Genomic DNA, 13,331 nt, shown 5'->3' with positions numbered 1-13,331 from the left:
TCCAGGAGCAGCCATGAGCCGGGACGAACAACGGGCGGCGATGCGCCAGGTGCGCGAAGGGCTGATCGAAGAACTGGAGGGGCTTTACCACCAGGCCTTCGATCGGATCGGCCGCGTCGAGCTGGGGGAGGGGGCCGTGGCGCGGCTCACCCAGCTGCTGCTCCGCTCCCGGGAAGCGGCGATCACGCCGCTGCAGGAGGAAATCGAGGCGCCCTTGATCACCCGCGCCCCCGGGGAGTCACCCCCGGCAGCCGCTGCCGAACCCACCGAGGCCTGAGACCAGACGCATGGCTAGCAGCTGGTTCGAAGAGCTGGAGGCACGGCTGGAGCAGCAGCTGGAGGCTTTCCTGCAGGCCAACCCCGAGCAGGACGCCCTGCTGGCCGAGCAGGAGGCCCGCGACCGCCAGCTTGAGCTGCAGAAGCGGCGGCGCAGCCTGCAGGCTCAGGCTGAGCAGCGGCGCCAGGAGCTGCTGCGGCTGGCCGGTGAGATTCGCCAGTGGCAGGAGCGGATCACGCGGGCCCGCGCTGCCGGCGCCACCGAGCTGGCCGAACAGGCCGCCGCCCGCTGCGAGGCCTTGATGGAGCAGGGGCGCCGCGCCTGGCAGGAGCTGGCGGACCTGGGCCAGAGCTTTGCCGCCACCGAGGCCGCCCTCGAGGAGCTGACCGCGCGCGCACGCCAGAGCCGCCCAAGCCAACAGCCCCGCCAGCAGACCACCGGCAGTCCCGCGGCGGGCGCGCCAGTGGAGCCGGCCCAAGCCGCAGCGCCAACGTCCGGCGGCGACAACCTGGAGGCCGCCTGGGCCGCCTTCGAGACCCGGCAGGAGCTGGAGGCCCTCAAGCGCCGCCAGGGCCATACCACCTGAGGAGGCGCCCGGCCTGATGGGATTTCTGCTGAGCAAGCTGCTGCCGCTGGGGCTCTACCCCCTCGGCCTGGCCCTGGTGCTGCAACTGGTCGGCCTGGCGGGCCGGCGGCGGCGCTGGGGACCGTGGCTGTCGGGCGGTGGGGTGCTGCTGCTCTGGATCGCGGCGATGCCGTACACCAGCCGTCAGCTGGTCTGGGGGCTGGAGGAACCGGCGGCGGCCCTCACCCCTGCCGTGATCCCCCGCGCCGATGCGGTGGTGGTGCTGGGCAGCGGCCTCAGACCCGCCCTGGCGCCGCGGCGCCAGGTGGAGGTCAACGAGGCGGGCGACCGGCTGCTCACCGGCCTGCGGTTGCTGCGGCAGGGCAAGGCACCGGTGCTGCTCACCAGCGGCGCCAAGGTGCACTTCGCCAGCGGCGACCCTGCCCCCGCCGAGGCGGAGGTCGCCCGCCAGCTGGCGATCGATCTGGGGGCTCCCCCCGCGGCGATCCTCACCAACCCGGGCTCGCGCACCACCGCCGAAGAGGCCCGCGACATCGGCCAGCTGGGCCGCCAGCGGGGCTGGACACGCATCCTGCTGGTGACTAGTGCCACCCACATGCCGCGCTCGCTGGCCACCTTCCGGCGCCGCAGCGGCCTGGAGGTGATTCCGGTGGCCTGCGATTTCCAGCTGACCAGCCGCAGGAACTACGGCAGGCCAACGGCCGCCAGTGTGGTGCTGGATCTGGCTCCCGATGCCGGTGCTCTGCTGCTCACCAGCCAGACGCTCAAGGAACACCTGGGGCTGCTGGTCTACCGGCTCAAGGGCTGGAGCTGAACCGGCCCGGGCTCACTTCTTGGGAGCAGGGGGCACCAGGCTGACGCCCTCGGGCGGCGGGGTGGGGTCGGGATCGGCGATCAACATGTGCTGCAGCACGATCTCAGGACGTTCGCTGTCGCGCCAGCGGATCCGATAGGCCGGCATCTTGGTGCCACGGCTGGTGGTCTGCTCCACCGGCTCCATCACCCATCCCCGGCGCGAACGACCCTGGGGGTTGCGCTTCACGACCGCATCTGCGTGCTGGAAGCGGAAACCGACGCGCTCGCCACTCATGGAATCGCTGCCCCCGTTGGGGGAGATTGCCTACCGAAGTGATTATCCCATTGCGCCCCTCAGGCCTCACCGCCCTGCTCGGGGCGGGTCTCCGCCCGCTGCTCCGGCCGCAGCAACGGAAAGGCGATCACGTCGCGGATCGAGGGGCTGTCGGTGAGCAGCATCACCAGCCGGTCGATGCCGATACCAAGACCGCCGGTGGGGGGCATGCCCACCTCGAGGGCCTGCAGGAAATCCTCATCCACACCCTGGGCCTCCAGGTCGCCGGCCGCCTTGCGCTCCTGCTGGGCCTCCAGGCGCTGGCGCTGATCCACCGGGTCGATCAGTTCGCTGAAGGCGTTGGCGGTTTCGCGCCCCACGATGAACAGCTCAAACCGCTCCACCATCCCGGGCTTGCTGCGGTGGGCCCGCGCCAGGGGTGAATTCTCCACCGGGTAATCGAGCACGAAGGTGGGCTGGATCAGGCTCTCCTCCACCCGCTGCTCGAAGGCCTCCACCAGCAGGCGGCCGACGGAATCGGCCAGGGCCGGCGCCACGAGACCCTGGCTTTCCATGGCGTCGGCGGCCTGCTGCCGCGTGGAGAAGGTGGTGAAGTCGAGCCCGGTGGCGTCCTGCACCAATTCCTGCATGGTGGCGCGACGCCAGGGCGGCGTCAGATCAATCGCGGTGCCCTGGTAGGTGATCGCGGTGGTGCCGCACACCTGCTGACAGACGTGGGCGATCAGCTGCTCGGTGAGCTCCATCATGTCGGTGTAGTCGGCGTAGGCCTGGTAGACCTCCACGGACGTGAACTCGGGGTTGTGGCGGGTGCTCACCCCCTCGTTACGGAAGATGCGGCCCAGCTCATAGACCCGCTCGAAGCCGCCCACCACCAGCCGTTTGAGGTGCAGCTCGGTGGCGATGCGCAGGGTCAGGGGCAGATCGAGGGTGTTGTGGTGGGTCTCGAACGGCCGGGCATCGGCACCGCCGGGCTGGCTCTGCAGCACCGGTGTCTCGATCTCCAGGAAATCCCGCTCATCCAGCCAGCGGCGCATGGCACTCACCGCCAGGGCACGACGCCGGAAGGTCTCGCGGGTGTGGGGCGACACGATCAGATCGAGGTAGCGCTGCCGGTAGCGCTTCTCCACATCGGCCAGGCCGTGCCACTTGTCCGGCAGCGGCTGCAGACTCTTGCTCAACATCGACCAGCGCTTCACCTTCACCGAGAGCTCGCCCCGGTCGGTGCGGCGCAGGCTGCCCTCCACACCGATCAGGTCACCGGCATCGACCAGGGACGTGAGGTGGGCAAAGGCCTCAGGGTCCTCCGGCAGGGAGGCGGCCAGGGTGGCCTTGTCGATGAAGAGCTGGATCGGGCCGCTCTGATCGGCCAGGGTGAAGAAGGCGAGCTTGCCCATCACCCGACGGGTCATCACCCGACCTGCGATTGCAACGCTGAGGTCACGCTCCTCGCCCTTGGGCAGATCGGCATGGGCGGCCTGGAGCTCAGCGGTGCTGTGGCTGGGCTCGAAACGCAGGGCATAGGGACCCTGGCCCAGCGCAGCGAGGGTCCGGGCTTTCTCCAGGCGGGTCTCGCGCAGCTCCGACAAGGGTCTGACGACTATCTGATGGCGCCCCATCCTGCAGGATCGAAGGTCAGGCGATGACCTGGATCTCTCGGGGTCTGGGTCTTCAGAGGCCTCGATCTTCCGGGTCAGCCAGCAGCCGCCAGGCTGGCGTCACCCATCCGCTGGGAGGCGTATCCGGTGCCCCGCACGGTGAGGATCAGCTCAGGGTTGCGCGGATCGGGCTCCAGCTTGCCCCGCAGCCGGGCCACGTAGACATCCACAACGCGCAGATCGGCGGCGCGGCGCGGCGGGTAGCCCCAGAGCTGCTCGAGGATCTGGGCCCGTGGCACCACTCGGCCAGGCTCGCGGAACAGCAGTTCCAGCAGGCTGAATTCGGTGTAGGTGAGGGCAATGCGCTCGCCGTCGCGGGTCACCTGGCGTCGATTGGTGTCCACCACCAGATCACCCAGGCGCATCACACCGCTGCCCACCGGCACATCGCGGGGTTCACTGCCGGCCGAACCGCGGCCTACCCGGCGCAGGATCGTGGCGATGCGGGCCTCGAGCTCCTTGGGGCTGAAGGGCTTGGGCAGGTAATCGTCGGCCCCCAGATCGAGACCGGCGACCCGCTCGGCGATGGCATCGAGAGCCGAAAGAAAGATGATCGGCACGCAGGATTCCGCCCGGAGCCGGCGGCAGACCGCGAAGCCATCCAGCTTGGGCAGCATCACATCGAGCACCACCAGATCGGGCTGCTCCTGGTGGAACAGGGCCAGGGCCTCCTCGCCGTCCTCGGCGCAGACCACCCGATAGCCGGCGATCTGCAGCCGCATCACCAGCACCCGCCGCACGGCAGCTTCATCGTCGACCACCAGAAGGGTGGCCCTGGGATCCGATGGCATCTCCTGATCGAAACTCCCCCCAGGCAAGCCTTCAGCCTGCTGCGGTCGCTGCTGAGGCTGAAGCTCCACGGGCATGGGCCACGATCAAAGTGAAGAATCGCAACCCTACCTGCTCACTTTCCCCCTCTGCCGCCAACCCAGCCGGCCAGCCCGGTGATTCGGTTGAGGCTTAAGGATTTCTGCGGAACTTCGCCTGGGGGGATTCGACGGCGTCTCAGGGCCAGCGGGCCTCGGCGTAGCGGTTCCACTCCTGCTCCGCTGCCGCCAGGGCCTGATCGCTGTCCATCTGCCCCAGCATCGCCCGCTGCAGCTGGGTGTAGAGGATCGCCTGGAGCCGCTTGACGCCCGGGCTGGCCGGCACCAGCACCCGCGCCTGGCCCAGCGTTTCGGCGGAGAGCATGCGGGCCTGCCGCACCAGCTGGTCAGGCCGACCCTGGGGCCGCTCCTGCGCCAATGCCGCCTCCAGCTGGTCCAGCGCGCCCGTCGCCGAGGGCAGCACCCGTGCCTGCTCGGCGAAGGCCAGCTGGTTGGTGGCGTCCGTGAGGAACAGGGCGAAGCTGAGGGCCTCCTTCGGCAACCGGCTCTGACGCGGCACCGCCAGGTTCATCACCGCCACATTGGCCTCGCCGCCGGCACCGGTGAGTGGTGGGAACGGGGCCGTGACCGCCGCGATGCCGGGGGCGTTGGTCTGGATGCTGCGCAGGAACTCGGCGCCGCTGGCCACCTGGGCCAGCTCCCCGCTCTGGTAGAGCTCGATCGCCCGGCGGTAGCCCTGGCTCACCACCTCCCGTGGCAGCAGGCCGCGGCGGTAGAGGTCGGTCCAGAAGGCGAAGGCGCGGCGGCCCTCCGGGCTGTTGAAGGCCGCCCGCTGACGTCCGTCCAGCAGTCGCACATCCATCTGCACCAGGGATTCGAGCAACTCAGCTGAGTCGTCCGGCACCACGGTCACGAACAGGGCGTAGCGACCGGTGCGGCGTTTCACCGCCTCGGCGTAGGCAGGCACCTCCTGCCAGCGCAGGGGCGGGCGGCTGTAGCCGGCCTTGGCGAGCAGATCCCGGTTGGCCAGGGTGATCCGGGCCGTCAGATACCAGGGCACGGCGAACTGGCTGGGCGGGCCGCCGGGGCCGGGCAGCTGGCCGGCCTTCCAGACCTTGGGCAGATAGGTCTGGGCCGCATCAGGCGGCAGCAGGGGATCGAGGGGCAGCAGGCCCCCCTTGCTGGCCAGGTTGGCGGCGAAGAGCGGATTGAGGTTCACCACGTCCGGCGCGGTGCGGGCGAACACCGCCGCGAGGAGCTTGCGCTCCACCGAACTCCAGGGCAGGTCGGTCCAGCGCACTCGCACACCTGGATTCCGCTGTTCCCAGGCGGCGATCACCCCACGGATGTAGTCGTTGAAGCGGGGCGCCAGATCCAGGGTCCAGAACTGGATCTCCGGCTCGGGCGGTTGGGCGGGCCTGCAGGCGGCCAGCCCCAGGGCGGCAGCAAGGGCGAGGCTCGCTCCCAGGCTGAGGCGGCGCAGCAGCGCCCGCCGACCCCAGCGCCGGCTTGGGCGCGGCGCCGATGGAGGCATCGGCTCGGGGCGGGGTGCAGCGGGCATCTCGATCAACTCAGCTCCTCAGGGAAGAGGACTGCTGCCGCCAGAGCAGCAGCAACAGCGAACACAGCATGGGGGCCAGCAACGCGGTGATCAGGGTCTGGCTCAGCAGCGTATGCAGCCCGGCCCCCAGCAGGTCGCTCAGATGCCAGCCCGGGGTGGCGAACAGACGGGGATCGACCCCGAGGTCGGCGCCAGCCTCCACCCCGGCGGCGACCTGGGTGGGGGCAGAGTCTCCGGCCAACCCGGAAGTCCGGCCGCCACGCCAGGCCAGCAGGGCGAGCTGAAGCCAGAGGGTGAGATTCAGGGCCAGGCAGCCCAGCAGGGCCAGCAGGCCGAGATTGAAGCTGCGCTCGATCGGCCGGCCGCGGCGACCGATCCGCCCCCACCACCAGCCCAGCAACACAAGGGCAGGTATCTGGGTGAGCGGGCCGGGGTGAAGTCCATCGAGCAGCAGTGCCAGGCCCAGACCCGCCAACGCTCCGGACACCGGACCGTCCACCAGGGCCCAGGGCAACAGCCAGAGCACGGCCCAGCTCGGGGACACGCCCGCGACCTTCACCAGGCTGGGCGACGCGAGACTGAGCCAGGGCACCAGCAGAGCCGTGGCCACACACCAACGCTGTTGATGAAGACGGGCCATCAGGGCGAGCGGGTCAGCACCTGCACCCAGTCCACCGCATCCACCGGGGCGCTGAGCTGCACCACCGCCTCAGGGGCAGGCACCGCCTTGTCGTCGACCGACTGGATCACCCCCACCGTGAGGTTGGGCGGCACCAGGGTGCTGGCGGGGGACGACACCACGACATCGCCGGGGCGCACCTGAGGGTCCTTCTCGAGGAAGCGCAGCACCGGGCGGCTGGTGCCGACCCCGGTGAGCAGCCCGTGGCGCTGGGTGCGGCCCACCCAGACGCCCAGGTGGCTGTGAGGATCGGTGAGCAGGGTGACGTTGGCAGTGGTGGGGGTGACCTGGGTGATGCGGCCGATCAGCCCACCGGGCGCCAGCACCGCATCGCCGGCCTGGAGGCCCGCCAGGGAACCGCGGCCCAGCAGCAGCTGCTGCCACCAGCCCGCCGCTTCGCGGGAGATCACCGGCGCGGTGATGCGCTGCTCAGCGCTTCGCTGGAGATCCAGCAGGCCCCGCAGCCTCCTGTTGTCCTGCTCCAGCTGACCCAGCCGCGCCTGGTCATCCAGTTGCTGAGCCGAACGGAGCCACTCCTCCTGGGCCGTACCGGGCCAGAAGGGGCGGCTGAGCAGGGCATAGAGATCGTTGAGGAAGGCCCCCTTGCTGAACCGGATCGCACCGAGGGCCAGAAACAGCAGCAACCAGGGGGCGGCTTGCTGAATCAGGCGGAGCGAGGGAAGCCGGGGCCAGCGCAGGGCCGGCATCGGCATCAGACCGTGGCGCGGGCGAAGTCAGGGGTGTCGAGCACCCGCTCCAGCCGTTTGTAGTCCTCCAGAACCATACCGCAGCCATTGACCACACACAGCAGGGGCTCCTCGGCCACGTGGGTGAGGATGCCGGTCTCGTGGCTGATCAGCTCGCTGATGCCCCGCACCAGGGCACCACCGCCGGCCAGCATGATGCCGCGATCGACGATGTCGGCGGCCAGCTCAGGGGGTGTGCGCTCCAGGGTGCGCTTCACCGCCTCGACGATCACGTTGAGCGGCTCGGCCATGGCCTCGCGGATGTCGCCGGCACGCACGTTGATGGTGCGAGGCAGGCCGGAGAGCAGGTGCAGACCCCGCACATCCATGGAAGTTTCGTCGTGCTCGTCGTCGGGGAAGGCGGAGCCGATCCGGATCTTGATGTCTTCAGCGGTGCGCTCGCCCACCACCAGGTTGTGCACCTTCTTGAGGTAGGTGCCGATCGCATCGCTGAGTTCATCGCCGGCCACCCGCACCGACTCGCTCAGCACCGTGCCGCCGAGGCTCAGCACCGCCACTTCGGTGGTGCCACCGCCGATGTCCACCATCATGGTGCCGACGGGCTCGGTCACCGGCAGGCCGGCACCGATCGCGGCCGCCACGGGCTCGTCAATCAGGTGCACTTCCCGGGCACCGGCCAGGCCGGCTTCGCGCACGGCACGGCGCTCCACACCGGTGACGCCACTGGGGATGCCGATCACCAGACGGGGCGCCACGATGCCGCGGCCTTCATTGCCCTTCTGGATGAAGGTCTTGATCATCTGCTCGGCGGCGTCGAAGTCCGCAATCACGCCATCCCGCAGGGGCCTGACGGCACGGATGTTGCCAGGGGTGCGACCCAGCATCAACTTGGCTTCGTTTCCCACGGCCAGGGGCACGTTGCGCTCCAGATCAAGCGCCACCACGGAGGGTTCCTGCAGCACGATGCCCTTGCCGGACACGTACATGAGGGTGTTGGCCGTTCCCAGATCGATGCCGATATCGCGGGAGAACTGGAAACGTCGGAAAAACACGGGCGGGGTCAGGGGCGTCAAAAAATCATAGGTGGGCCGTTTGATGGCCCCCAGCGGGAACCCGCCATGGTCCGATGAGACGGGGGTGGCACTGAACGGAAGCGGAGGCCCCGGAGCCTGACCGAGGGGTGCCGCATCATTGACCCAACACGATCCAGCAGGAGCAGCGCCATGAGCGTCAATTCCATCACCCTCGTCGGCCGGGCAGGCCGCGATCCCGAAGTGCGCTACTTCGAATCCGGCACCGTCGTCGCCAACCTCACCCTGGCGGTGAACCGCCGCAGCCGCGACGATGAACCCGACTGGTTCAACCTCGAGATCTGGGGTAAGCAGGCCCAGGTGGCGGCCGATTACGTCCGCAAGGGATCCCTGCTCGGCATCATCGGCAGCTTCAAGCTCGACCGCTGGACTGACAAGGCCACCGGCGAAGAGCGGAGCAAGCCGGTGGTGCGCGTCGACCGGCTCGAGCTGCTCGGCTCCAAGCGCGATGCCGAGGCCGGTGGCTTCAGTGGCGGCGGCAACTATGGCGGCGGTGCTCCCAGTGAGGAGGAAGTGCCCTTCTGAACTGAGCTCGAGCGGGGGAGACGATCGTCTCCCCCTGGCCGCCACAGGCCAGTGCTCAGTAGCGGTAGTGCTCGAGCTTGTAGGGGCCTTCCACCGGCACGTTGATGTAGGCGGCCTGCTCGGCGGTGAGCTCGGTGAGCTTGGCGCCGATCTTCTCGAGGTGGAGGCGAGCCACCATCTCATCGAGATGCTTGGGCAGCACATAGACTTCCTTGCCGTACTGCTCACCCTTGGTGAACAGCTCGATCTGGGCCAGCACCTGGTTGGTGAAGGAGTTACTCATCACGAAGCTGGGGTGGCCGGTGGCGCAGCCCAGATTCACCAGACGGCCCTCGGCCAGCAGGATGATCCTGTTGCCGCTGGGCAGCACGATGTGATCCACCTGGGGCTTGATGTTGTCCCAGGGGTACTGCTTCAGCGAGGCGACATCGATCTCGTTGTCGAAATGGCCGATGTTGCACACGATCGCCTGATCCTTCATCTGAATCAGGTGCTCGTGCCGGATCACCTGGAAGTTGCCGGTGGCCGTCACGAAGATGTCCACATCGCGCACCACGTCGTTGAGCCGCACGACGCGGTAGCCCTCCATCGCCGCCTGCAGGGCGCAGATCGGGTCGATCTCGGCGATCATCACCGTGGCACCGAGGCCCCGCAGCGACTGGGCCGAACCCTTGCCCACATCGCCGTAGCCGAGCACCAGGGCCACCTTGCCGGCCACCATCACATCGGTGGCGCGCTTGATGGAATCCACCAGCGACTCGCGGCAGCCGTAGAGGTTGTCGAACTTGCTCTTGGTGACCGAATCGTTGACGTTGATCGCCGGGAAGGGCAGCTCACCGCTCTTCTGCATCTGGTAGAGGCGGGCCACACCGGTGGTGGTCTCCTCGGTCACGCCCTGGATGTTGGCGTAGATGCGGGAGTAGAAGCCGGGCTGGGCGGCCAGCTTCTGGCGGATGCTGTTGAAGAGGGCCGTCTCCTCTTCGTTGGAAGGGTGATCGAGAACAGAGGGATCCTGTTCGGCCTTGGTGCCGAGCACCACCAGACCGGTGGCGTCACCACCGTCATCGAGGATCATGTTGGGGGTGCCGCCATCGCCCCACTCGAGGATGCGGTGGGTGAAGGCCCAGTACTCATCGAGGGTCTCGCCCTTGTAGGCGAACACCGGCACACCGGAGGCCGCAATGGCGGCGGCGGCGTGATCCTGGGTGGAGAAGATGTTGCAGCTGGCCCAGCGCACCTCGGCGCCAAGGGCCACCAGGGTTTCGATCAGAACGGCCGTCTGGATCGTCATGTGCAGGGATCCCGCGATGCGGGCACCCGCCAGGGGCTGCTCGGCGCCGAACCTGGCGCGCAGAGCCATCAGGCCCGGCATCTCGGTTTCGGCGATCGCGATCTCCTTGCGACCGAAATCGGCCAGGCCGATATCGGCGATCACGTAGGTCGACGTGGACTGCAGCACAGCTGCCGTGGGCGTTGCCACCATGGGTTGTTCTCCTGAAAACAGCTCACTCCCGGCTGGGAGGGCGTGGGTTGGAAATATCTGCGGAGACGCCGAGGCTTCGGGCTCGCGAAGACGCGAATCTACAGGGGTCCTCAAGGCTCTCGAGAGCCCAGGCCCCCTGCCATGCCCGACCCGGTTCTGCTGCGTGATCTGGCCGCCACCCGTGCCCTCGGCCGCGCCCTGGTCCGGCAGCTGGCTGCCCCCGCACCGATCCTGCTGCTGCAGGGGGAGCTGGGGGCCGGCAAGACCTCCCTGGTGCAGGGCCTGGCCGAAGGGCTCGGCATCAGCGAGCCGATCACCAGCCCCAGCTTCGCCCTGGCGCAGCACTACGCCGGCCAGGGGGAAGCCGGTGCCACGGCCCTGGTGCATCTGGATCTCTACCGGCTGGAGCCGCCGGCGGCGGCCGATGAACTGTTTGCCCAGGAGGAGGAGGAGGCCCGCTCCCTGGGGGCCCTGCTGGCGGTGGAATGGCCGGAACGGCTCAGCCAGCTGCCGGCCGAGGCCTGGCGGCTGCAGCTGGAACTGGCTGATCCAGCCGATCCCGAGCAGGGGCGGATCGCCCGGCTGATCGCGCCTTAGGCCCACGCCTCCAGAAAGCGCTGCACCGCCTCGGTTGAGGGCTGCGGGTCGATCGCACCGGCGCCGCCGCACACCAGCGCGCCACAGGCGCTGGCAAAGCGCATCGCTGCCGTGAGGGTGTCAGCCGAGGGGCTGTCGAGCAGGTCGGGCTGAAGGCAGAGGCCATGGAGCAGCCCCGCCAGGAACGCGTCACCGGCCCCGGTGCTGTCCACCACCGCCACCCCGTAGGGGGCGAGGCTGCCGGAGACGCCAGCGCAGTGCCAGCGCAGCGGGGCGCCGCCATCGGTGACCACCACCGCCGGGGCCTGGGGCAAGGACGCGGCGATCGCCGCCGGATCGCGGGTCCCGAACAGCCCCTCGGCTTCCTCTGCCGCCAGCTTGAGCAGATCGGCCCGGGCCAGCAGCGGCCGGATCCGCTCCAAGGCACGGGGAGACGGAGGGTCGTCCGCCGCCGCACCCCAGAAGGTGGGCCGCCAGTTCACATCCAGGGCGACCCGCAGGCCGCGGGCCTCCGCCCGCGCCAGGGCGCACCCCAGGGCAGCGGCCGCCAAGGGGCTGGCCAGGGGGATGGTGCCGATCAGCAACCAGGCCGGGCCCGCTGCCGAGCCAGGCTCCACCAGCTGATCCAGGGCCAGCTCGAGCTCGGCCGCCGCGATCGCCTGATCAGCGAAACCCTCGCCCCGATCCCCGGCGAAACCGCCGAAACTGCGTTCACCGGAGAGATCGCGACGCACCAGCACGATGCGGCTGGGCCGCTGCGGATCCCACTGCAGCGCCGCCCGATTCACGCCCCGTTCGGCCAGCAGACTCGCGAAGGCCTCACCGATCTGATCACGGCCCAGCCGGCCCAGAAACGCCACCGGCGTGCCCAGCCGGGCCAGGGCACAGGCCACATTGGCCGGTGCCCCGCCGAGCCGGTCATCACAGTCTGGATCGGTGGCGGGGTCCCCACCCGGCGGCCCCAGCCGATCCACCAGGGCCTCCCCGAAACAGAGCACCTGGGGCAGGGAATCCATCGATCAACGGCACGGCGATCCCTTCAGCGTGCTCCTCCAGCGCGGATCCGTCAGGCGGCGACCAAGCCCAACCGTTCCAGCAGTGCCGCAATGATGCGGGCATTGGCCGCGGGAAAGGGGTAGTCCTTCAGCTCGGCCGGCTGCACCCAGCGCACCTGCTGGGAGGCCAGCGGCTGCGGCTCGCCCCTCAGCCAGCGGCAGAGATGCACCACGAAGCGCAGCCGCTTGTGGCTGTAGGCGTGCTCGAGGGTGATCAGCTCCTCGCCCACCTCCACCGTGATCGCCAGTTCCTCGATCAGTTCGCGGGCAATGGTGGAGGCGATCGCCTCCCCAGGCTCCTGCTTGCCGCCGGGGAATTCCCACAGCCCCCCCAGCAGGCCCTCGTTAAGCCGCTGATCGATCAGCACCCGGCCGGCGGGGTCGAGCACCACCCCCACGCCGATCACCTGGAACGGCAGGGGTCTGGCGGCATCCTTCACGGGGTAGCGGGCGGGGTCGCCGGCAGCGTAGGCAGCGCAGTTCCCCTGCCAGGGACAGACGCCGCAGCTCGGTTGACGGGGCGTACAGACGGTGGCGCCGAGATCCATCAGAGCCTGGTTGAACGCCCGGGGCCGCCGCGGATCGAGCAGGGCCTCACTGAGCCGCCAGAACCCGGCCAGCTGCCGCGCCGGTGGCCGCGGACTGGCCAGCAGTCGCGCCAGCACCCGCTTGACATTGCCATCAAGGATCGCGAAGGGCTGATCAAAAGCCGACGACAGGATGCTGCCGGCGGTGCTGCGGCCGATCCCCGGCAGCGCCAACCAGCCCTCGAGCGTGCGGGGGAAGGGGTCGGGCTGAAGCCCGTCACCGCCTTCGTCACGACCAGTACCGCTGCCGCCGCCACCGCCACCGCCACCGCCATCGGCGTCAGCGGCCAGCAGCTGCCGTGCGCCCTGGTGCAACCGGCGGGCGCGGGAGTAGTAGCCGAGCCCCTGCCAGAGCAGCAGCACGTCGTGCTCCTCGGCGGCGGCCAGGGCCTCCAGGGTGGGGAACGCCGCCATCCAGCGGTGCCAGTAGGGCAGCACGACGCGCAGCTGCGTCTGCTGCAGCATCACCTCGGCCACCCAGGCGCGCAGGGCACAACCCTCCTCGCCATCGGCCAGCGGCAGGCCCTCGGAGCTGAGCTTCCAGGGCATGGCATGGCGGCCGTGGATCTCCCACCAGGCCAGCAGGGAGCGGCGCAGCTCAACGGCATCGA

General features: G+C 69.5%; 15 protein-coding genes. 5 read left to right on the top strand and 10 right to left on the bottom strand.

The window, feature by feature from the left end; translation table 11 throughout:
* Nucleotides 1–13: 13 nt before the first annotated feature.
* From VB777_RS01150 to VB777_RS01140, 3 genes are read left to right on the top strand one after another with little or no spacing between them, the layout of a single operon-like run.
* A complete protein-coding gene (locus VB777_RS01150; RefSeq protein WP_323246511.1) occupies nt 14–277 on the top strand; it encodes a hercynine metabolism small protein in 264 nt (87 codons plus the stop codon).
* A gap of 10 nt (nt 278–287) precedes the next feature.
* Nucleotides 288–863 (top strand): hercynine metabolism protein, encoded by a 576-nt coding sequence (locus tag VB777_RS01145; RefSeq protein ID WP_197171449.1) that lies wholly within the window; start codon nt 288–290, stop codon nt 861–863.
* A gap of 16 nt (nt 864–879) precedes the next feature.
* The gene (locus tag VB777_RS01140) at nt 880–1,677 is read left to right on the top strand and encodes a YdcF family protein (protein WP_323246508.1); all 798 of its coding nucleotides are present in this window, start codon (nt 880–882) and stop codon (nt 1,675–1,677) included.
* Nucleotides 1,678–1,689: 12 nt separating this feature from the next.
* Here VB777_RS01140 and VB777_RS01135 read toward each other — a convergent pair whose 3' ends face one another.
* The 7 genes from VB777_RS01135 to VB777_RS01105 form a co-directional block, all read right to left on the bottom strand.
* Complete coding sequence (locus tag VB777_RS01135; RefSeq protein WP_035832975.1) at nt 1,690–1,953, bottom strand: hypothetical protein; 264 nt, start codon at nt 1,951–1,953, stop codon at nt 1,690–1,692.
* A 59-nt stretch (nt 1,954–2,012) separates the two neighbouring features.
* The gene (gene lysS / locus VB777_RS01130; protein WP_197157618.1) at nt 2,013–3,539 is read right to left on the bottom strand and encodes a lysine--tRNA ligase; all 1,527 of its coding nucleotides are present in this window, start codon (nt 3,537–3,539) and stop codon (nt 2,013–2,015) included.
* Nucleotides 3,540–3,643: 104 nt separating this feature from the next.
* Entirely contained in the window at nt 3,644–4,399 is a 756-nt protein-coding gene (rpaB, locus tag VB777_RS01125; protein WP_323246579.1) for a response regulator transcription factor RpaB, read from the bottom strand.
* 214 nt (nt 4,400–4,613) lie between these two features.
* Entirely contained in the window at nt 4,614–5,969 is a 1,356-nt protein-coding gene (locus VB777_RS01120) for an extracellular solute-binding protein (RefSeq protein ID WP_416238291.1), read from the bottom strand.
* 37 nt (nt 5,970–6,006) lie between these two features.
* A complete protein-coding gene (locus tag VB777_RS01115; protein WP_197157616.1) occupies nt 6,007–6,636 on the bottom strand; it encodes a rod shape-determining protein MreD in 630 nt (209 codons plus the stop codon).
* Complete coding sequence (gene mreC / locus VB777_RS01110) at nt 6,636–7,382, bottom strand: rod shape-determining protein MreC (RefSeq protein WP_197157615.1); 747 nt, start codon at nt 7,380–7,382, stop codon at nt 6,636–6,638. Before mreC ends, VB777_RS01115 begins: the two co-directional genes overlap by 1 nt.
* A 5-nt stretch (nt 7,383–7,387) precedes the next feature.
* Nucleotides 7,388–8,434, bottom strand: coding sequence for a rod shape-determining protein (locus tag VB777_RS01105; RefSeq protein WP_323246503.1), 1,047 nt, complete (start codon nt 8,432–8,434; stop codon nt 7,388–7,390).
* A gap of 171 nt (nt 8,435–8,605) precedes the next feature.
* On the opposite strand from VB777_RS01105, the gene VB777_RS01100 reads away from it, so the two are divergent.
* Complete coding sequence (locus tag VB777_RS01100) at nt 8,606–8,998, top strand: single-stranded DNA-binding protein (RefSeq protein WP_259721168.1); 393 nt, start codon at nt 8,606–8,608, stop codon at nt 8,996–8,998.
* A 55-nt stretch (nt 8,999–9,053) separates the two neighbouring features.
* Here the strand turns inward: VB777_RS01100 and ahcY are convergent, their stop codons facing one another.
* A complete protein-coding gene (gene ahcY, locus VB777_RS01095) occupies nt 9,054–10,481 on the bottom strand; it encodes an adenosylhomocysteinase (RefSeq protein WP_197157609.1) in 1,428 nt (475 codons plus the stop codon).
* A 141-nt stretch (nt 10,482–10,622) separates the two neighbouring features.
* Between ahcY and tsaE the strand changes: the two genes are divergently transcribed.
* Nucleotides 10,623–11,078: a tRNA (adenosine(37)-N6)-threonylcarbamoyltransferase complex ATPase subunit type 1 TsaE gene (tsaE, locus tag VB777_RS01090; protein WP_197157607.1), complete on the top strand. Its 456-nt coding sequence runs from the start codon at nt 10,623–10,625 to the stop codon at nt 11,076–11,078.
* Here the strand turns inward: tsaE and VB777_RS01085 are convergent.
* Nucleotides 11,075–12,094: a carbohydrate kinase gene (locus tag VB777_RS01085; RefSeq protein ID WP_323246498.1), complete on the bottom strand. Its 1,020-nt coding sequence runs from the start codon at nt 12,092–12,094 to the stop codon at nt 11,075–11,077. The genes tsaE and VB777_RS01085 overlap by 4 nt on opposite strands.
* Before the next feature lie 50 nt (nt 12,095–12,144).
* Entirely contained in the window at nt 12,145–13,269 is a 1,125-nt protein-coding gene (gene mutT / locus VB777_RS01080) for an 8-oxo-dGTP diphosphatase MutT (RefSeq protein ID WP_323246577.1), read from the bottom strand.
* Nucleotides 13,270–13,331: the final 62 nt, after the last annotated feature.

It is taken from the genome of Synechococcus sp. CCY9202 (assembly GCF_034931685.1).
In the GTDB taxonomy this organism is placed as follows: domain Bacteria; phylum Cyanobacteriota; class Cyanobacteriia; order PCC-6307; family Cyanobiaceae; genus CBW1002.
Note: the sequence above shows the minus strand (reverse complement) of the source record. Positions and strands in the feature narration are given on the sequence as shown.